The sequence below is a fragment of the Alistipes sp. Marseille-P2263 genome (genome assembly GCF_018101075.1).
Classification (GTDB): domain Bacteria; phylum Bacteroidota; class Bacteroidia; order Bacteroidales; family Rikenellaceae; genus Alistipes; species Alistipes dispar.
This window is the reverse complement of record NZ_JAGQEJ010000001.1, coordinates 27,726-48,799: the sequence shown is the minus strand read 5'-3', so window position 1 is coordinate 48,799 and position 21,074 is coordinate 27,726. Positions and strand designations below refer to the sequence as shown.

Annotated in this window: 14 protein-coding genes; all 14 read right to left on the bottom strand. The window is 58.2% G+C overall.

What is annotated here, in order from left to right:
* Nucleotides 1-64: 64 nt before the first annotated feature.
* On the bottom strand, nucleotides 65-1,462 hold the full coding sequence (locus KB554_RS00190) for a DUF1735 domain-containing protein (protein WP_211034561.1): 1,398 nt from the start codon (nucleotides 1,460-1,462) through the stop codon (nucleotides 65-67).
* A 27-nt stretch (nucleotides 1,463-1,489) separates the two neighbouring features.
* Nucleotides 1,490-2,722 (bottom strand): DUF1735 and LamG domain-containing protein, encoded by a 1,233-nt coding sequence (locus KB554_RS00185; protein WP_211034560.1) that lies wholly within the window; start codon nucleotides 2,720-2,722, stop codon nucleotides 1,490-1,492.
* Nucleotides 2,723-2,728: 6 nt separating this feature from the next.
* On the bottom strand, nucleotides 2,729-3,739 hold the full coding sequence (locus KB554_RS00180) for a glycoside hydrolase family 18 (RefSeq protein WP_211034559.1): 1,011 nt from the start codon (nucleotides 3,737-3,739) through the stop codon (nucleotides 2,729-2,731).
* A gap of 18 nt (nucleotides 3,740-3,757) precedes the next feature.
* On the bottom strand, nucleotides 3,758-5,332 hold the full coding sequence (locus tag KB554_RS00175) for a RagB/SusD family nutrient uptake outer membrane protein (RefSeq protein WP_141429752.1): 1,575 nt from the start codon (nucleotides 5,330-5,332) through the stop codon (nucleotides 3,758-3,760).
* Nucleotides 5,333-5,339: 7 nt separating this feature from the next.
* Nucleotides 5,340-8,627: a SusC/RagA family TonB-linked outer membrane protein gene (locus KB554_RS00170; RefSeq protein ID WP_211034939.1), complete on the bottom strand. Its 3,288-nt coding sequence runs from the start codon at nucleotides 8,625-8,627 to the stop codon at nucleotides 5,340-5,342.
* Nucleotides 8,628-8,918: 291 nt separating this feature from the next.
* Nucleotides 8,919-9,965: a FecR domain-containing protein gene (locus KB554_RS00165; protein WP_211034558.1), complete on the bottom strand. Its 1,047-nt coding sequence runs from the start codon at nucleotides 9,963-9,965 to the stop codon at nucleotides 8,919-8,921.
* A gap of 66 nt (nucleotides 9,966-10,031) precedes the next feature.
* On the bottom strand, nucleotides 10,032-10,649 hold the full coding sequence (locus KB554_RS00160) for an RNA polymerase sigma-70 factor (RefSeq protein WP_141429754.1): 618 nt from the start codon (nucleotides 10,647-10,649) through the stop codon (nucleotides 10,032-10,034).
* Nucleotides 10,650-11,286: 637 nt separating this feature from the next.
* Entirely contained in the window at nucleotides 11,287-11,430 is a 144-nt protein-coding gene (locus KB554_RS00155; protein WP_211034557.1) for a chitobiase/beta-hexosaminidase C-terminal domain-containing protein, read from the bottom strand.
* 56 nt (nucleotides 11,431-11,486) lie between these two features.
* Nucleotides 11,487-12,368 (bottom strand): glycoside hydrolase family 16 protein, encoded by an 882-nt coding sequence (locus KB554_RS00150; protein ID WP_211034556.1) that lies wholly within the window; start codon nucleotides 12,366-12,368, stop codon nucleotides 11,487-11,489.
* A gap of 19 nt (nucleotides 12,369-12,387) precedes the next feature.
* Nucleotides 12,388-14,289 (bottom strand): hypothetical protein, encoded by a 1,902-nt coding sequence (locus KB554_RS00145; RefSeq protein WP_211034555.1) that lies wholly within the window; start codon nucleotides 14,287-14,289, stop codon nucleotides 12,388-12,390.
* Between the two features lie 12 nt (nucleotides 14,290-14,301).
* Entirely contained in the window at nucleotides 14,302-15,837 is a 1,536-nt protein-coding gene (locus KB554_RS00140; protein WP_211034554.1) for a RagB/SusD family nutrient uptake outer membrane protein, read from the bottom strand.
* A gap of 19 nt (nucleotides 15,838-15,856) precedes the next feature.
* A complete protein-coding gene (locus tag KB554_RS00135) occupies nucleotides 15,857-19,288 on the bottom strand; it encodes a TonB-dependent receptor (RefSeq protein WP_211034553.1) in 3,432 nt (1,143 codons plus the stop codon).
* A 33-nt stretch (nucleotides 19,289-19,321) separates the two neighbouring features.
* A complete protein-coding gene (locus tag KB554_RS00130; protein WP_211034552.1) occupies nucleotides 19,322-20,302 on the bottom strand; it encodes a FecR domain-containing protein in 981 nt (326 codons plus the stop codon).
* Nucleotides 20,303-20,394: 92 nt separating this feature from the next.
* Complete coding sequence (locus KB554_RS00125) at nucleotides 20,395-20,985, bottom strand: RNA polymerase sigma-70 factor (RefSeq protein WP_211034551.1); 591 nt, start codon at nucleotides 20,983-20,985, stop codon at nucleotides 20,395-20,397.
* Nucleotides 20,986-21,074: the final 89 nt, after the last annotated feature.

Here is a 21,074-nt window from a genome sequence, read left to right as displayed (position 1 = left end):
CTGCGTTTTCGTGTTTGAAATACCGCAGGGATTCGTTCCGTACCACCCGGTACGGAACGCCCCGCTACCAATCTTTCTCGTGTCTTACGCCCGACCACAAAGCCTCGTCGTCGTAGATGTACTTCGCCACGTCGTTCAGCGGCGTGAACTGCCCGTCGCCCGGCTTGAGGTTATAGACCATTTGCACGCCGTTGCCCATCCGGCGGTTGTACTGCAAATTTTCGGGCGACGACTCCTGGCCGTAGGTCATGTCGAGCGATCCTTCGCCCCACTGCCGGCGCGACAGCCCGAGATGTATCGGGTTCATCAGCGCACCGTAGTCGCAATAGGCGTAATCGATGAAATCGCCGGGACGGACTCCGTCCACCGCCTCCTTGAACCCGAAGTTGGCCTGTCCGATCTGATAGAGCATCACCAGTTTGTCGGGCATCGCCATCTTCACCTCGTAGAGCAGACGGGCATAGGGCCCGGGGCCGTACTGCACGCATCCCGGCCAGAGGTTGCCGAGATGCTCCTCGTACTTCGAATATTCGTCGTCGAAATCGACGCCGTCGAGTCCATAGGTATCGACGATCGAACGCAGATCCTGCGCGAAGGCGCGCGCCGCTTCGTCCGAGAGGTTGGCCACGCCCGATCCGTCGCCGTTGCCCAGAATCGTCAGGCTGACGCGGATTCCGGCTTCCTGCAACGGGCGGATGTAGATGTCGCGGTTGTCCAGGATGTGCCGCACATTGGGGTTCAGCGTGACGCCCACGCGCCGCTCCTGCTCGATCCAGTTGATGTTGGCGGCGAAAATATTGACCACGTCGAAAAGCGGTTTGCCGCTCCGCTTGCAACTCCATTCCAAAGCATTGAGCGGATTGTTGTCGTTCACCTCGACATAGCAGACAGTGATCATTCCCGTCCCCTTATCGGTCGAGGGACGTGCGCCCTGCACCTGCACCCAGAAGATACAGGTACCCTCCGAGGCCGACACTCCGACCCCTTCGGTCTCGGAGGTCAGTCGCAGCGGTACGGCATAGGTTTCGCCTTCGGCGAGTCCCCCGCCGGGCTTCACGCCGACGCGCAGCGGGTCGGACTGCACGCTTCGGGGGCCGACGAGCAGCGCTCCGTCGGCCTCCAGTTCGACGGACGATTCGGGAACGGCCTCGAACGAAGCAGCATGGGTCTCATTGTAAGCCTCCAGCACGCTCTCGTCGTAGGCGAACCGAAGGTCCACGGCCTTTCCTGCCTCAGCGCTCAGGGCGACGCGCACTTCGCCCGAAACGGGCTCGTCATAAAGCCGCAGCGTCGCACCGGCCGCACCCTGCGGATTGTAGACCGAGCAGAAGCACGATCCGACCGTCTCGATGCGTCCTTCATCAATTCCGCCGGGACGAATATCATCCTCCGTGCACGAAGTCGCAACCAGCACGGAGACTCCGGCTGCAAGGCTCCATAGCATATTTCTTGTGTAGTTCATAGCGAATCTTGTTTTTGAATCAGTAGATTAGTTGTCTCCGTCACCGGAGGGAGCCTCGGGCAGCGACACCTGATTCCATTTGAGTGTCTCGTGCGCCGTGCCGCTGTTGTTGTTGTCCGTATGGTCACGGATGGTTTCGCCCGAACCTTCGTCGAATTTCCAGTAAGCCACGAGTCCCTCGCTCGCTGGATCGACCTCGTAAACGTTCGCGGCAATCTGCTCCTGCGTACGTACGGTATTCCAGATGCGCACCTCGCAGATCTCACCGTGGAGTTCGCGTCCGGCCGCATACGAGTAACCAATATGGAAGAAATGATCCTTCTGCTGGGCGTCGGTTTTCGGCTGCCCGAGGTTTACGGGAACGAACTGGTTGCCCGTCTTGTCGAGCACCGTTTCGCCATTGATGTAAATGACCAGATGTCCGGTCGCCACATCGCATGTCACGGCGATATGCGTCCACTCGTTCGCCGGGACGAGGCACGTAGTCGCATCCGTGAAGTTGGCCGTAGCGTAGGGAGTAGGCATGACTACCTGGAGCTGGTTGGGCTCCAGACCGTTGTCGCTGATGCGGATCAGGCAATGCCCCTCGATGCCCATCACGGTCTTGATACCGGGTTCGAGCACGTAGTCGCTGCACCGCACGAGCGCCTCCATCGTCACGGCGTTCAGGCCGTTGAGCACCTTGCACGATGCGCTCTGCCCGTCGAGCGTCTTGTCGAAGGAGATGTAGTTGCTCTCCTGAAGGTCGGCCACGACATTGATGATGGCCGCGCCGCGCAGCACGTAATAGATCGTGCGGGCGCTTTCGAGCACAGCCGCTCCATCGGCTTTACGCAGTGTGACGGGAAGCACGTGCAATGCCTCGGTGTCGAGTTCGCCGAGGTTATGGAAGCGCACCGTCACGTCGGCCGAACGGTTCGTACCGACCGGGATCGAGGTCTTGCCGCCCACGATCTCAAAGTAGTTTTCGGGCAGCATCGCCGCCTCTTCGCCCGACATGCGGTTGTAGTCCGCCACGCGGCCGGCGTCGGCCTCGAAGAGCAGGCCGACCTCCTTGCCGACCGGCTTGGGAGCCGCCGCGCGGAACGAACGTTCGTCCGAGACGGTGCTCTGCTTGACGAGCAGCGTCGTGACGTTCGTGTTCTGGTCGATGAACACCCTGTTGTCGAAATCCCCGTAGGGAGACGGTTTCTTGTCGCACCCCGTCATCGCCGCCAGCGTCCAAACAGACAGCAGGAGTGCCGTATGAAATCTTTTCATATCCGTTTAGTTTTTGGGAGAGGGATTAAGCGTTTCGATGGCCTCCTTCGTGTAGCGGTAGATCATCGCGGAGTTGTAGTAGTCGTACTGCACGTTCATGATGCCCATTCCCGCCTTGCCGATATCCTCCGGACGGAGCAGCCACTCGGCCAATGCTCCGACGGCACGTACCGAAGCACCCGAGGCGTCGGCCAGATACCCCGTGGCATCGGTTGCAGAAGGCGGCACGGCGGAGACGAGCCACAGGAAGCGGTCGGAGGGAATTCCTTCGACGGCGCACATGCGGCGGGCACGGACACCGAAGTCGTACACCGATTCGGCGTCGAGGCAGCGAACTACCAGATAGTCGCAAAGGGCCACCGCCGACAGGTCGCTCAGCCACTGGGGCGTTCCTTCGAAGAGAAGCAGCCCCCCGGGATGTCTTTCCCGCCATTCGGCCAGAGCTCCGGCCACCACGTCGTCGAGCGCCCGCTGCACGCGGAGTTCCTCTTCGGTAGCGAAAGTCGGGTCGGTGGATTCGTAGCGGAGCGTCAGCCCGTCGAGGCCGTCGGCTTCGATCTCTTCGAAACGCTCAGCCAAGGCGGCAGAGAGCCGTTCTTCGGGGGCCTGCGTATCCTCGGCACGCGCCAGAGCGGCCTGACAGTCGAAGGCGCCGATGATTTTCGTCCCTTTCTCACGAAGCGCTTCGGCCTGTTCGAGTTCCTCGGCCGTAAGGCGTCCTCCGGCCGTCAGCGCCACGACATCCACGCTGTCGGGCACATCGGAGAAAAAGCCGCCCCGGCTGACGGGTCTCTTGTCCGAATTGTCGAACCAGACGACCGTCCGATAATGGTCGCCGTTCTTGTAGGCGCGGAGCGAGGCGAGGTAACGGGCATACAGTCCGGGATCGTCTTCGCCGAAAACAGGGTTTTCGACTGCGATTTTCTCGTTCTCCGTCCAGTCGTCGCACGAGGAGCCCGCCGATGTTGCGAGCAGAAGCGCCGCGCCGCAGAATATGTTGCTTATCGTTCTTTTCATGACTCGAATGATAATGGATTATTTCTCCTTGCAGTCCCACCACAGACGGGTGGCCATGTTGTCGGGTCCCCCGAGCAGTGAAACCGCTTCATTGATATGCTCGTTGTTCTCCTGGTACTCCTCCGCCGGATAGGGCATGCGGTTCGCATAGCCTCCCTCGGGGATGATGCCGCCGCTGCGGTTGTTCGTGGCGGGCATCAGCCGCGGATAGCCCGTGCGCCGGAATTCGCACCATGCTTCGAACCCTTCGGGATAGATCGCCAGCCACTTCTGGGTGATGATCTGTTCGAGGTTGGTTTCGAAATCGCCGCGCGTATCCCATTTGACGGTTACGGTGCTCACTTCCGAAGTGTTGCTCTCCTTGCCCAGCGGGTCCTCATAAGACTCGGGCAGCGACACCCCGTCGGCGATGTAGGCGTCGTAATCGCCCGAGAGCCCCCACTGTTCGAACGAGAGGCGCACCCCTTCCTCGTACCAGCGTTCGGCATCGCCCGTCGCGCCGTACCAGCCGCGCAGGGAGGCTTCGGCCTTCAGAAAGGCCACTTCGGCGGCATTCATCCACATGAGCGGCGTCGTATAATCGACCGCCATATTCGAGTAAAGAAGCGATTCGGAGGGAATGCTGATTCCCGAACGCAGCCCGATATAGCCGTTCCGAATTCCGCCTGTGAAGGTCGAAAGGGTGAAGTATTTGGCCCGCCGGGGGTCTTTGTAACCGTTCATGTAGGAGGTGATGTCGGCCGAAACGCGCGAGTCCCCGCCGTTGTAGTCGTACATCACCACCCGGAACGGGTTGTTCTGGGTCGGAATCTGTGCATTGTCCGCATTCGATTCGATCACGCCGCCGTTCTCTCCGGAAAGAGCTTCCTTTACGATCCGTTCGGCTTCGTCCGGCGCCGCATAGCTGATACGCATGGCCATGCGCAGCTTGAGCGAATTGGCGAACCGCACCCATTTCGACAGGTCGCCCGCATAGATCTTGTCCGAGGCGGCCTTGATGGTCTCGGCCGAATGGTTCCTCAGCACGGTCAGCGCACCGTCCAGCTCCTCGAACAGCCGTTCATAGACGGCCTGCTGCGAATCGTAGGGTGAGGTAAGCGCGTCGTCGGCTCCGATCTGCGAATAGGGAACCGGTCCGTAGGTGTCGGTCACGCGATGCACGGCAGCCACGCGGATCACTTCGGCAAGCGCAAGGGCCACTTCGTCGTCGGAATTGACTTTCAGCTTGTTGTAAGCCGTATAGATCTCAGGAATCACGCGGATGAGCATCACGCGCGTCCAGTCGTTGGTAGGGTTGAAGATGGCGATGCGGGTGGGAAGTCCCGGATTCGAGTCGGCCGTATAGCCGCCGAGCGCACCTCCCAGCACGATGTCGGTGAACTGGTGCGTATTGACATCGAGCGGAATGACCCATCCCTGCATGCCCGTCAGAATCGACGAGACGATGTAGTTGTCGTTGTTCATATCGTCTTTCGAGGCGGCATAGGGATCGGTGTTGATGTCATCGAACCCGCCCGTGCAGGCGGCGAACAACGCTGCCGGTGCCAGCGCCAGCAGGCGGAGGCGTCTGCGAAGATATTGTGGTTTTTTCATAGCGCGTTTAGAATTTGAGTCTCATGTTGAAACCGATATTCCGTAACGAAGGCATCATGAAATAGTCGATGCCCTGATAGTAGTTGCCCGTCGTGGCGACGGCTTCGGGGTCGAACGGAGCCTTGCGGTAAATCATCCAGAGGTTGCGGCCCACGAGCGAGAGGTTTATCTCGCAAACGCCGCCGAGTTTCTCCTTCGGAATCGTATAGCCGATCGAAGCCTCCTGCAAGCGGACGTTCGTCGCCGAATAGGTGTAATATTGCGGGATGTTCTTGCCGCCTACGACCTCGTACCAATTGTAGGCCGGCAGGAGCGAACCTCCGTTGACGGCGACGCCTCCGGCGTCGCGTGCCGCGGCAGAATCCTCCGATACGCCGTAATAGTCGAGCTGAGCCTGCGTGGCGGAGTAAACGATACCGCCGATACGGGCCGATACCATGAACCCGAAACTCAGGTTTTTCCAGCGGAAGTCATTGCGCCACGCCATGTTGGCCTTCGGGAAGACCGATCCCAGCCTGATGTCGTCCAGATTCTCGGAGACCGTATAGATGCGGTCGTTCTCGTCCACGTAAATATGACCGTTGGCATCGCGTTTGAGGTCGATGATCGAATAAAGATCGCCCAGCGAACCGCCCTTCTTGAGGATGAAGTGCGCCTGGTTCAGACCGCCGACATCGAGGCGGTCCTTCGTGACAAACTGTCCGGTTTCGGGATGGCGGTAGTTGTCCACCAGTTCGAGAATCCGGTTCTGGTTGGAGCTGAGCGTGAAATTCGAACTCCACGAGAACTCGCCCCATTTGTTGCCGTAGCCCAGCGCCAGCTCGATACCCCGGTTGCGCACCGATCCGGTCTGGACGTAGAGCGTCGAATAACCGGACGACACGGAGATCTGCGGGTCGAAGGTCTGGTTGTAGGTCTTCGTGTTGTAATACGATACGTCGAGGTTGAAATGCTTCAGGAAACGCATGGTAAGACCCATCTCCCACGAATCCGTGCGTTCGGGCTTCAGGTCGTAGAAGGGGTAATTGGTCTCCGTCTTCCACACTTTGTTGTCGGCATCCCAGACATAGACGGGGTTGGCCAGGAAACGGGCGAAGGGCATACCTACCGAGGCCCACGAACCGCGCACCTTGACGTAGGAGAGGTTCTCCGGCATGTCGGGGATGAGCTGCGAAAGCACCACCGAGGCGCCGACGGAAGGGTAGAAGAACGAAGCCTTGACCGATTGCGGGCCGGCCAGTTGAGAAGGCCAGTCGTTGCGCCCCGTAAGGGTGAGGTAGTAGGTTCCCTTGTACCCGATTTCGGCCGAGGCGAAGAGCGACTGGTACTGTTCGCGCCAGCCGGACTGCTCGCGTGTCACACGGGTGTCGTCGAGCTGGAAGACGTTGAACAGATTGGCGATACCCGACTCCATGATGGGACCGCGGTTCTTGAAGGCATCCTGCCGGATATCCGAAATCACGGCGCCCACGTTGGCCTGCAGCGACCAATTCGCTCCGAAGGTCTTGTCGATATTGAGCAGCACGTCGCCGTAGGTCTGCTGATCTTCGGTCTTGGTGATGCCGTAAAGTCCGTTGTTCGAACCCTCGATGAGCGTCGAATTGGACGTGGCATAAAACTTCTCGGTGAAGTTGTTCACCGAATTGTCGATTCGGATACGGCCCGAAACCGAAAGCCAGTCGAGAATCCGGTAGGAGATGTTGGTATTGAGCATATAGCGCCGGCGGTCGTTCTCGCGCAGGTTGCGGTAGTTGATCCAGTAGGGATTCTGCATCGTCAGATTGCCCGCACCGATCCACTCGTCCCAGTCCTGCACCCAGATGCGGCGTTCGGGGTCGTATCGTTCGAACATCCGCACACGGTTCCAGTCGTTTCCGCGGGGAAACAGGTAAGCCGAAACCAACGGATTGGCATACGTGCCCTGATTGACCATGTTGCGGTCGTTCTGCATGATGTAGGAGGCTCCGATGTCCAGAGTCATGCGGTCTTTGAGCAACGAGGTGGTGTTGCGGGCCGTGAAGTTGTAACGCTCGTAGCCGTTGTTGGGCACAATACCGCGGGAATTGACAGCCGAGGCCGAAAGGTAGGTCTGGTTGCGGTCGGTGCCCGTCGAGAGCGAAACGGTCTCGGTGCCGGTGACGCCCGTCTGGAAGTAGTCGCTGCGCGGGGAATAGCCCGTGCGGTCCGCAGCACCGAGCCGGCGGCCCCAGCTCATGAGCGTCTGCCCCTCCGAAGCATTAAGATTGCCCGTACCGTAGCGGTTTTGGAATTCGGGCATCACGAAGGGAGAGTGTACCTCGGTATTGCTGGTCACGGTCACGGACGTATGGCCCGCCTTGCCCTTCTTGGTCGTGATGACGATGGCGCCGTTCGACGCATAACTGCCGTAGAGCGCCGCAGCCGCAGCGCCCGTCAGCACCGACACGGACTCGATATCCTCGGGATTGATGTCCGCGACGGCTTCCGACGTTCCGGCCGAGTCGAACTCCGTTCCGCCCTCGCCGCCGAGGTTGTACATCGGAACACCGTCGATGACGTACAGGGCGTTCGAAGACTGGTCGATGCCCTTCGTACCGCGCATGACCACCTTCGAGGCTCCGCCCACGCCCGACGACGAGGCGTTGATGTTCACGCCGGCCACCTTGCCGCTGAGCGCATTGACGAAGTTCACGTCCTTGTTGCCGACAATCTCCTCAGCCGAAACTTGCTGCACGTTGTACGACAGCGCCTTTTCCGAACGTTTGATGCCCAGGGCCGTTACGACGACAGCATCCATTTCAAGCGCGGATTCGCGCAGCGTGACCTCCATTGCCGTACGGCTCCCGACCGGAATTTCCGTGTCGTCGTATCCCAGGTAGCCGAACGACAGCACCGCCTTCGCGGCGGGAGCGGGAATCTCCAGCGCGAAAGAGCCGTCGGCCCCGGTACTCGTACCGACGGTCGTCCCCTTGACAATGACCGTCGCTCCGATGATGGGAACTCCGTTCTTGTCGAGGACATGTCCCGTCACCCTGCGGGGCTGGTCATCGACGCTTTTCTGTGTCAATACGATGTGATTGTCCGAGAGTTCCCAGCCGAGTTTCGTGCCTTCGACCAGACGGTCGAGCACGACCGACAGCGGCTCCCGCCTGGCGTGCAGCGTCACCCGGTGAGAAGGGGCGATGTCCTGTGTTTTATAGAGGAACATCAGCGATGTTTGCTTCTCGATCTGCACGACGGCATCGTCGAGCGTTCCGCCCTCTACGGAGACGCTGATGCGTTGTTGCAACACACCGGATTGCGCCGAAACCGTCATTTTACCCGTCCCGAGCGTGAAAAACAGCGCGAGAAGAGCAAGAATCAGATTTTTTTTCATAAATTTAAGACCTCTTAGATGAGTAGTTTATGCCATGCACCGCAAAGCGCCGGGATTCCGGAGCATCGGGGCATGAACGAAAATTTAACGAGTCCGGAGCCGGGGAATGTCAGCAGCATGACCGGCTCCTCTTTGTTCGGGGGGGGGAAAGAATCCGTTCGTCAATCGGTCATAGGCAGGAAAGATTTAAGGTTCGACATGTCTATTGAGGTTTTCGTAGTTTTCAAAAGGTCAGCGTAAGCGGATGCGGTAGGTGTTCCCGTCGCGTTCGATATGCAGACGCCCGTCGTGGTTCAGGACGCCGAACACCTCGTCGAGCCGCTCCGTGAGCGAGAAACTGCCCGTATAACGGATCTTTTCCGCAGCTTCGTCGATAAGAAGAATCCGCACGCCGTAATAGTTCTGCAACCGGGCGGCGATCTGCGCGAGACTCTGATCGCGGAAACGGTAAACCCCGTCGTCCCACGGAAACTGCCGCTCATAGGCGTCCAGTTCCGAAAGCCGGTAACTACCGGCTCTCTTGTCGAAATGGCACTGTTCGTAAGGATGCAGTTCGAGCGACCGGAGCAATTCGCCCTCACGGTCGAGCAAGTCGAGTCCCACGGCCCCGCTCAGGAGCGTTACGGTGTTCTCGGATTCGTTGGAATAGGCCTGGACATTGAAAGTCGTTCCGAGCACGCGTACCGACTGGCGGCACGAATGGACGATGAAGGGGTGCTCCGCATCGTGTTCGACATCGAAATAGGCTTCGCCGTCGAGCCATACCTCGCGGGGACCGGAGCCGAAAGAGGCGGGATAACGCAACTTCGAAGAGGCTTTCATCGTCACCTGCGTACCGTCGGCGAGCACGATGCGCGACTTGCTTCCGGCATCCACGCATATCGTATTGAACGAGCCGGAAAGCCCTGTCCCGCCGCTCCTCCCGGCCAGAATGCCGACAGCGATCAGTGCGGCTGCCGAGGCGGCATAACCGACTGCCCGGAACCATATCTTCCGCCCGAGCTTTCGGCGGGGTGCAGGGCGCAGCGCGGCAATACGCTCATCCGAGGCGAATTCGGGCCTTGCGAGCAACCGGCGCCGCATGGCCTCGACATCCACCGCTCCGATCTTCGATGCGGCATCCCGCTCGGCGTAAAGATGCGTCAGCCCGTAAAGCAACTCTGCATTCTCGGGATCGAGGCCGGCCCATTCGTGCAACGACTCGATCTGCTGCAACGAGGCTTCACCTTCGAGATAGGCGATCAGGGCGGATTCGAGTGCTTCGGAGATTTCTTTCATCGGTCATGCGTTTTATATGTAAAACACATGTCCCGTAAAAATTACCTACTCCGTTCGAAAAAAAATTCAGCAGCCATTCGAAGGGGGGGGGTAAATAAGACTAAAGATCAGCAGGATGAGCATCCTTTCGCGAAGGAAGCGAAGCGCTTTATAAAGCTGGGCGTCCACCGTACGATGCGAAATGCCGAGCCGCTCGGCGATTTCCGCACTCTTCAGATCCTCGTACCACGATAACCGGAAAACCTCGCGGCAGCGTTCCGGCAACTGCTCGATCAACGCCCGCAGGACATCCTCGCGTTCGTTCCGCGGTTCATCGAGAATCCGCAGTTCGTATTCCACCTCTCCGAGCCGCAGCTCTGCAAGCGAGGTGCGGACATACCGGCTGACGACCAGTTCATGCCGAATGGAATTCCGGCAGGCATTCAATACGCTGCGGTAAAGATAACGGCTCAACTCCTCGGACGGCAGACGGAAACGCCCCTGCTGCCAAACCCGCACGAATACGTCCTGCACGATATCCTCTGCAAATTTCTCCGTGACGAAACGGCGGGCGAATACGATCAGGCGGGCCGCATATTCGTGATAGATGCGATCGAAACGGCCGAAGTCCCCCTCTTCCGGAACGAACGGGAGAGTTTCATCCGAAGAATCCGTCTGTATTTTATCCGAATGTAATGAGCGCATCGTCCAAAAACGTATTATCTCCAATGCTCCGCAGTTATCCGTCCATGCATGGAAATTCCGAAAATCGCATCCGACGACCGAATCGCAAATAAACTGTTAGCCATCTTTTTCGCAGCCTTTTCGTCTATTGATTTGCCGTCGTATGAACTATCCATTCAACGGCGTCCGGGGCAGTCGCCGGCCGGACTCGAACACACAAATATAGAAAATGATCGATAAAATAATGAAACTCCCCTCGATTTAATTGCAATTCCGAGAGGAGCGGCCCGTCGATTACCGGACAGAAAACGTTTTGTTGCGCTGTTTTTATCCGGGAACGGATTCATGGCGGTATTATCCGATCGAGGCTTCATCATCCGTCGGTTGTCAGCCCGATACTTCCATAGTATTGTCAGCCGCAGACGGTTCCATTCTGAAGCCCATGATTCGATGAATTGCGACCGCCTTTCGGCTGAAACGCCGAGAATCATCTACCCAGTCCGGGCGCTGCGGCGGCATGTATAATTATCCGGAAAGGGATCGAGTCGAAATAACTTTCAACTCGATCCCTGCTATACCGCGAATATCGTCCGACACAGTATCCGCATAGGCCGTGAAGGCGCCCGGTCCGGCAACTTACAGGCAAATGGAGCGGGGTTCATCGGTCGGATGTCTCGGTCGGTTCGCTGCCGTCGGGCGTATGGCGGATTGTCGCACCGGGCTCGGCCGAATTGGCCCGCAGAATCCCGTCCTGCCGTCTCAGGCCCGGCGATGAAACCCGGAAATTTACGCGCCGCGGCATCTCGACCGCAGCGATCCGTGCATTATAACGCCGGAGCGCCTGTCTATTTTCATCGCTTACCGTTGATAGACCCGTACATAATCGATAACATATTCCGCCGGAAAGATCGAATCGTCGATCCCCTCGTAGCCGCCCCAGTCACCGCCGACGGCAATGTTGAGCTTCAGGTAGAACGCCTTGTCGAAAGGCCAGCTCTCAGCACGGCCCGAGCCGTCGTTGCGGAATGTGTAGTAAGGCACGCCGTCGATGTAGGCCTGGATATAATCCGGCGTCCACTCCATACCATAAACATGGAATTCCGTTTCGGGGGATTCCGGCGCATAACTCGTCGTCAATTCATTCTTGCCGTCCTCCGTGCGGTCCTTTTTATTGTGTACCGAGAACCACACGATACCGGGTTCGTAGCCTACGTATTCCATGATATCGATCTCTCCGTCGAGCAGGTTGTCGTCGGAATGGGTGACAGGCAGCATCCAGAACGCCGGCCATACGCCCCGACCCGCCGGAAGCTTGGCCCTCATCTCGAATTTGCCATAGGTCCACGACTGACGGCTGCTCATACGGGCCGAGATATACTTCTTGCCTCCGACAGGCATTTCCGGCTTGTAAGCCGTGATGGTCAGCATTCCGTCGCGGACTTTGGTCACGGCATAATCCCCGTGTACGCGGTCAACATAATACTGTTCCTCGTTGTTACCCCAGCCCGAACCGCCTGTTTCGAACCGCCATTTCTCACCCGGCTGGGCATATTCCGCTCCGGCGGCGGGTTCCTCATCGAACTCCTCGGACCAGACCAGGCGGTATTCGCCGTCGCCTTCCTCGTCCTGTTCGCCGTCAACCCACCAGCCGGGTTTCCGGAAATAGGTCGGGTCGTCCTGCATGCATCCTGTTGCCGTGGCCATGCACAGCAGACTTATCATCCAAATCATCTTTTTCATCGTTTCAGGTCGTTATCGGTTATTTTTTCACGGTAAAGCGGAAATACCAGGCATCTACATCGGTCGCCAAGCGCAGATAGAGTTCGTCGGCCGTCAAGGCCATAATCTCGAAACTGCCGCCCAGCGCCGACGGATGACAGATCGCGCTGGGGAATGCCATCTCGGAAAATACCAGGTAGGGTGTACCGCTGCGATCCTCGATCTTCCAGGTTTGTCCCTCGGGTTGGGTGTAATCTATGTCGCCTGTCTTGCCCGCTTCGAGACCCATGGCCTCACGGGCGCTCGCATCGCAATAGACCGCCCCATGCGCCGACAGTTCGTAGGCATTGCCCTCGAAACGGAAGATCAGTTCGTCGTCGAACATCGAATAAACGCTCATTTCGTCCATGGAAGGAGCCCACCAGTTCGGATCACGGGCCGAAAGATCGCCCTCACCGAAATAACCGTCCCGAGCGTAATCCCAGACCCAAACCTTCTGCGAACCGTCCGCCGAGGTTGTCAGCAGTTTTTCCAGTTCGGAGGGTTCGGGCTCGGGCTCCGCTTCGGGCTTCGGAACGAAACGGAAATACCACGCATCCACATCGGTCGCCAAACGCAGATAGAGTTCATCGGCCGTTAGTGAGAGAATTTCGAAACTGCCGCCCAGCGCCGACGGATGGCAAACGGCACTCGGGAATGCCATCTCCGAGAATTTCAGATAGGGTACGCCCTCGCGCATTTCGATTTTCCAGGTCTGTCCCTCGGGCTGCGTATAGGCAACATCACCCGTAGGACCGTCTTCGAGGCCCATGGCAGCACGTGCGCTGGCATCGCAGTAAACGTAGCCGTTCGCCGCCAGTTCATACGCCTTGCCTGCGGCGAGGAACGAGAGCTCGTCGTCGTACATCGAGTAGTTATGCATTTCATTGGCACCGGCCGGCCACCAATCAGGCTCGCGGGAGGCCAGATCTCCCTCGCCGAAATGTCCGTCCCGGGTATAATCCCAGGTCCAGACCTTCTGCGTTCCGTCACTCTTCGTCGTCAGCAGTTGTTCGAGCGCCAGCAGGTCGGCATCGGGCTGCGAACCTTTCACTACGAAGCGGTAATACCAGGCGCCGTATTTGTCCGATCCGGTATCGAACCGCAGCGCCAGCGTCTCCTCCGTCAGTTCCATTACCTCGTAGGCACCGCCCAGCCCATCGGGATAAGGAGCATACGAAGGGAATCCGCCTCCGGTGAAGCTCAGCCACAGTGTCCCGGTCTCGTCTGCGTAAAGGGCCCATTTCTGACCTTCGGGCTGGTTGTAAGCGATCGTCGCAGAATTGTAGGTACCCCCTTCGGGATAATTTTGCGGATCAAGGTCGGAGAGAACCGAACCGTCGGCATAGACATAACCTTTGGCATCGAGCACATACTGCCAGGTGTCGGTAACGAACGACAGTTCGTCATCATACATCTTCATATCCTTCAGTTCGTTGGCTTTCACGGGCCACCAGTCCGGAACACGGGTCGAACTGGAACCTTCGCCGAAGTGGTTATCAACGGAATAATTCCACTCCCAAACTTTCTGTTCGCCCGAACCCGTCAACAGGGCGACAATCGGGTCGTTTTCCGTCACGCGGAATGTGAAGGCAATGGGTTCGCTGACTCCGCCGCCGCCGTAAACCTGCAGCGTTCCGTCGTATTCGCCCTTCATATAATAGCGGAGCGTGAAATCGCGGCTGCTCGATTCGACATAGGAGCCGTCGGGTTTGCGGACCTTCCAGAAGGGAGAAACTCCCTGCTCGTTGAACCGGAACCGGATCATATTGGGATGCTCTTTTTCCGGGGTGACCGAATAATCGGTATTCTCATTCGAAGGAATGTCTCCCAGACTGTATTCCGCCTTGCTGCACGCCAGGCACAGGGCGGTGAACGACAGTAATATCAGTAGTTTTTTCATGGTGGAAGCCGGTTAATAGGGATTTTGTTTCAAGGTGCCGTGTGCCTGGTCGATCTCCGACTGCGGGATCGGCAGGTGTTTCTTGGCATCGGTGTAACCGCGGCTGCCGAGTACTTCCTCGGCTTTCCCGTAACGCACGAGATCCCAGAAACGATGACCTTCGAGCGCGAACTCCAGCCGATTTTCCAGCAGCAGGTTGTCGAGCGTCGCAGTGCGCCGTTTGGCTGCAAAGGCCGCATCGCCGGGCTTCATGCCGAAAGCCCGTGCGCGGACCTGATTGAGGTAGTCGTCGGCCTCGTCCCGGTCGCCGTTCGTGCGCACGATCAACTCCGACGCGATCAGCAACGTTTCGGCATAACGCCATACGCGGTAGTTGTTACGGAAATTCATCTCCGGGGCGTTGCCCGTATATTTGTCGTGGCCGTCGGCACGACCCAAATATTTGCGGTTGAAGTAGCCCGTATCGTCGTAACGGGGCGTGTAGGTCGCCTCGGGATGCTGCTGCCGGTATTTGGCGAAATTCAGGATCGTGGCGTCCCGGCGCGTGTCGTCACCTTCATAGGCGTTGTAGAGCGCCTCCTCGACGGGTTCGAAACCATAGCCGCCCGTATCCCATTCGGGGCCTGAATAACCGTTGATTCCGATGAGCGTCGGGAAGACCGTACCGCCGGCTTTCGTCGGATTCTCCCAAGTGCGGCTGCTGGGAGAATCGGTATAGTTGATCTCGAAAATCGATTCCGTCCCCCATTCGCCGCTGTCGGTCCAGAGGCCGGCGAAATCGCTCCGGAGAGAATAAAGCCCGGAGCCGATGATCTCGCGCATATCGGTCAGCACCGTTGCGTAGCGGGAGGCATCCTGCTGGTACATCACCACGTTGGCGCGAAGCATCTGTGCGGCTGCACGCGTGAAGCGACCCAGTTCAGCGGATTTCACGACCTTGGGAAGCCCGCTGCCGGTCAGCGCGGCATCCAGATCGCCGATGATCTTGGCATAAACCCCGTCTGCCGTAAGTTGGTCGATCAGGTAATCGGGCCCCGTCGGATTGCGGTCGTAGTAGGGGACATTTCCGAAAAGTTTCCACAGCCAGGTATAATAGTAGGCACGCAGGGCGTAGGCCTCGGCCTTGATTCGGCTGCGGGTCGCACCCGACATGCCTTCCGCCGTATCGACGTACTGCAGCACGGTATTGGCACGGTAGACGCCCGAATAAAGGACGACCCAGAGGACCGACGGCGTATGGTTGGGCGTCGCGGAGAATTTACGCATGAGTTGCAGGTAGGGAATGTCGGTCTCGTTGGCCCCGCCGACGCGTACGTCGTCCGACATGACGTCGGATACGAATGCCAGCGGACCGTATTCCCCGAAGACGAAATCCGGCCACTGAAGGGGCGCATAGGCCGCCATCAGTCCTTTCAACAGAGTTTCATAATCATCGTAATAATCTTTTTCGGGAATCTCCGTCGTGGGGTCCACGTCGAGGAAATCCGATGTGCAGGAGACGGACACCGAAAGGACCAATGCCGCCAATATAATCCGTATGTATTTCATGTTCATCGTCGTTTTGAGGTTAGAAGGTGATGTTGGCTCCGATGGTAAAGATGCGCGCCGTAGGATAAACGCCGCGATCAACACCCAGCGAGGTCCCGCCGGAGGAGATTTCCGGATCGAAGCCTTCGTACGAAGTCAGGGTCCAGAGATTCTCGGCTCCGACCCAGAGGCGCAGCCGCTCGATATGGACCTTGCGGAGCAACGCCGCAGGGAACGAATAGCCCAGTTGGAGACTGCGCAGGCGAAGGAAGGAACCGTCGTGCACGTAAAGGTCCGACGACTGCCAGTTGGCGGCGTCGACATTGCGGGAGAGGCGCGGAATACGGTTCGAGGAGCCGGGCCCCGTCCAGCGATCGAGCATGTGACGCGGCATGTTGAGGTAAGGATAGTCCGACCGATAGGAGGCATCGAAGATATCGTTGCCGATCGTGGCATTGAAAAAGGCCCCGAGGTCGATGCCCTTCCAAGCCACTGCGAGGTTGAAACCTAAAGTCCAGTCGGGTGCACCTTTGCCGATCTTCACACGGTCGGCATCGTCGATCGTTCCGTCGCCGTTGCAATCGACGAACCTCACGTCGCCCGGGCGCGCATCGGGCTGGAGCATTTCACCCCGGGAATTGACATAGTCGGCGACCTCGTCGGCCGTCTGGAAGATGCCTGCCGTGCGCATACCGTAGAAGAAAGGGAACGGTTCACCGTTCTCGGCGCGGGTGATGGTGCCGATATTACCCAACACCGTATCGTAATTGGCCCAGCCGTTTTGATTACCCAGGCGTATCAGCCGGTTGCTGATATAGGTAGCGTTGCCGCCGATATCGAACGAGACGTCCGACACCTGGAAGAGGTAACGGAGGTTTATCTCCACACCGCTGTTTTTCATGTCGCCCACGTTGCCGTAAGGCCGGGAATTACCGATATACTGCGGCAACGGAACGGTCATCAGCATACCGTTGGTGCGCTTGTTGAAATAATCCACCGTCAGCGAAAGTCGGTTTCCGAAGAACGACGCGTCGATACCTACGTCGAACTGCTCGGATTCTTCCCATTTCAGACCATCGTTCGGATAGCCGCTCGGCGTAGCACCCGGTACCAACGTATTCAGCCCTTCGGGACCGAGTATGTAATCCGCACCACCGGTCACGGTCGAAATATAGTGGAAAGAACCGATCGATTCGTTGCCGTTCAGGCCCCAGCTGGCACGGAGTTTCAGCGAAGAGAGTGCCTTCGGGCGGTTTGCCATGAAAGGTTCATTGGTGAGGTTCCATCCCACAGAAACCGACGGAAAGGTAGCCCACTTGTGCGCCGGACCGAAATTCGATGATCCATCGCGGCGAAGTGTGAACTCGGCCATGTAACGTTCGTCGTAATTATAGCTCACACGGCCGAAATACGACAGCAGCCGGTGGTCGGGCGAAGGTGCTCCCCAGGCGCTGCGCGAATTGTCATCGGACTCGGTCGTGTCGATCCACGGCTGCGAAGGGTCGCTGATGTCGTAGCTCGAACCGCCGACGTTCTGCGAGTGCGAGGACTGTGCCGACTGTCCCAGCAGAACTGTAAGCTGATGCCGTTCGCCCAGCGTACAGTCGTAGGTCAGCGTGTTCTCGACCTGCCACGTGAAGAGCCGTTCCATACTCGACCAGACCGACGAGCGGTCGGCATAAGTGTAACGTCCCAGATAATAGGGCATCTGATAGCCGTCGTTGCTGCTGAAGACCAGTTCCGTACCGTAGGATGATTTAAATATCAGTCCTTTATAGAGCTCGATCTCGCCCCAGATATTGCCGATCAGCTTGTCGGCGGCGGACTTGTCGCCCGGCAGGTGCAGTTGAGCGATCGGGTTGACCATGTTGCCGAAATTGTCGCCTGCGATGGCGAAAACCCGGCCCGAAAAGTCAGTCACGGCCGTGGGATGTTCGTTGAGGACCTCCTCGGGGTTGCCGGCATAGACTCCCATGATCGGGGACATCGAAACGGCACTGCCCAGCACACTGCCACGTTCGCTGTTCTCACCGATGCTACGCGACACGGTACGCGAATAGGCCATATTGACACCAGCGCGCGCCGAACGGAAAAAGCGCTGCTCGGATTTCTCGAAAAGCGTATAGTTCGTATTGGCCCGGACGCTATAACGGTCATAATTCGACCGATTGACATCGCCGCCGATGATACCTTCGTTATACAGATAACCGAACGACAGATAGTAATTTACCTTATCGTTGCCGCCGCTGACGCTGGCCTGATGCTCCACGACAGGCGCATTGTAGTTGAAGAGCTCCTTCTGCCAGTTCGTGCCCTTACCCAGCGCCGCCGGGTTTTCGTAGATCGGGGACAGGCCGCTGTTCATATTCATCTCATTCATCATCACAGCGTATTCATGGGCGTTGAGCACGTCCTTCGTGCGCCAGGGGCTCTGCCATCCGTAGGAGAACGAGTAATCGACCGACGTGCGGCCCTTGTTGCCCTGACGGGTCGTGACCAGAATGACGCCATTCGCACCGCGGGCACCGTAAATGGCAGCCGACGCGGCGTCCTTGAGCACCTCGACCGAGAGAATGTCGGCCGGATTAAGATAGTCGATATTGCTGCTGACGGGCATCCCATCGACAATGTAGAGCGGATTGCTGTCGTTGATGGTCCCCACGCCGCGGATGCGTACACGAACTCCGGAACCGGGCTGGCCGGAGCTCTGCGTGATGTTCACACCCGACACCATGCCTTTCAGCACATTGTCGATGCGAGTGCCCGTCACACGTCTCAGATCGTCGCCCTTCACGCTGCTGATGGCCGCCGTGACGACGCTTTTACGCTGAACGCCGTAACCGACCACCACCACATTCTCCAACGTCTGGACATCGTCTTGCAGGACGATCTCCAACGTCCGACCCGCATCGGCCGGGAGAGTTACCTGCTGTTTCTCATAGCCTATACAGGAGATCTCGAGCCGGTCGGCACCGACAGGCAGTTGCAGGCAGAAACTGCCGTCAGAGGCGGAGATGGTTCCCACTGTCGGGAACTGCGGCAGCACGATCGTTGCTCCGGTGACAGGGCGTTTCTGTTCGTCGATCACGACACCCTGGACTTTCCGCGTTCCGGGAAGAGCGGGAACGGATCGCCGGGGACGGAAGACGGAAATCTTCCGTCCGTCGATCTGATAAGTCAGGTCGGTCCCTGACAGTAATTGTCGCAGGGCCGTCCCGAGCGTCGCATTATCAACGTGCAGGGAGACCTTCAGGTCCGGATCGACATCGTTGTCGCGCAGGATGATCGAACAGCCGCTCTGTTCACCGATCCGGTTGAGTATCCGGATAACCGGTTGCTCATCGGCATGGATCGTAATCCGGGCGTTGGACCCGGATTGCGCCGCGGCCGGCAGCCCCCAGAACAGCAGGCACCCGACCGGCAGCAGATACCGGAACAGGGAGTTTCTCAGGTTCAGGTAGAGTTTGTTCATCGTATTCAGGTTGGTTTAGGTTGTGGTGCGTTATCAATTCCGGTCCGAGAGTCGCAGTGTTCCGTCGGTCGTTGTCCAGGTATATTTCCGGTCCACGTCGATGTAGCGGAGTATTTCGTCGAGCGAGAGGCGCAGGTCGATGCTTCCCGAGAAGGACTCACGAGCGGCTTTTTCGCTGCTGACCTCAATTCGTACGTTAAAATGGCGTTGCAACTTGTCCAGAATCTCCCGGAACGGCGTGTTGACGAACGACAGGCGTCCGTTGATCCAATCTGCCGCCAGCGCGGTTACGGCCGGGTGAGATTCGAACAGCCCTGAGGTACGGTCGAACCGTGCCTGCCGGTCAGGAAGGAGCGAAAGGCGGCGTCCGTCGGCTGCGGCTACCTCCACGCGACCTTTGAGCAGATCGACCTCGACGGTCCGGGCATCGGCGTAAGCCTGCACATTAAAGGAGGTTCCCAGCACCGTGACATCCAGCACGTCAGTCCGGACGGTAAAAGGGCATCCGACATTACGCGCAACCTCGAAATAGCCTTCGCCTTCGAGTCGCACCTGACGGTCCTTACGACCGAAATCGCTGGCATATATAAGTTTAGAACCGGCATTGAGCCATACCAGGGAGCTGTCGGGCAGCATGATCTGCGAACGGGCGCCTGCCGGAACCGTCACTTCGCAAAGGCCGGGCTCCGCATCAAGCCGGAGTACGAAAAGCGAGGCGGCTCCCACGACGATACCGACCAAGAGAGCGGCTGCGACACGCGTCCAACCGGCAATCCGCCAAAACGACGGCCTGCGGCGGGATGCGGCGATCCGCCGCTCCGCCTCCCGGTACCGGGCCTTTTTGTCAGTTTCGAAACGGGGGATGAGCGACTGGGCATATAGGCGGCTCAGCTCCTCGAAACGCCTGCGGTGTCGTTCGTCACTTTGTACGAACTCGAGAAACCGGGCGATATCCGGGTCCGACAGGTTCCCGGTCAGGTAGTCGATAATCAGCTCTTCAAAATATTTTTCCATCTTGTCCAGTTTTGCATGCATAATAAATTACGCATGCGGGTCCTGCATCGTTTAGCAGGACCCGCCGTTTTTTTGTTTGGACGGATAATCAATCAGGGGTTGAAAAAGGCCGTGAAAAGATAGGCAGTCAGTAACGGTCCTAATTCGACACGAAGGCGGTCGAGAGCGTTCTTGATGTGAACTCGTACCGTGACGGGGTCGATCCGCAGGTTCTCGGCGATCTCCCGGGCGGATTCTCCCCGGTAGAAGTATTGTTCGAAGACGGCCCGGCAGCGCTCAGGAAGCGTTTCGACGACAGCCCGGATACGTGTCTCCACCTCTTGTGCGGACAGAACCTCGAGCGGATGAGCGTCGGTGAGACATCGTTGCTCGGCAAACAGCAACAACTCCCGTTCGTAGCCTTCCCGCAGCCGACGGCGGAACAACTGCGAGCGGATATGGCTGATACAAGCGTTCCGGACGCTGTTGACGAGATATCCGTGCAAAGGGACCCGATAACGGCCGCGATGTTCCCATATATTGACAAAGACGTCGTTGACAAGTTCCTCGGCGCTCACAGGATCGGGGACATAGGTCGCCGCACAGGCACACAGATAGGAAAAATAGGAGTCATACAAGGCGGCGAACGCCGATTCGCTGCCCCGATTAAGTCCATCGATAATTTCCTTCCCTACCGTTTTCATAAGCGGTCAGAATCTGCATGGGGTTCGCCGGATAAAGATACGCAGACAAAATGAATTCATCAACAAAACCCCGTTTGTCTTAATACGCA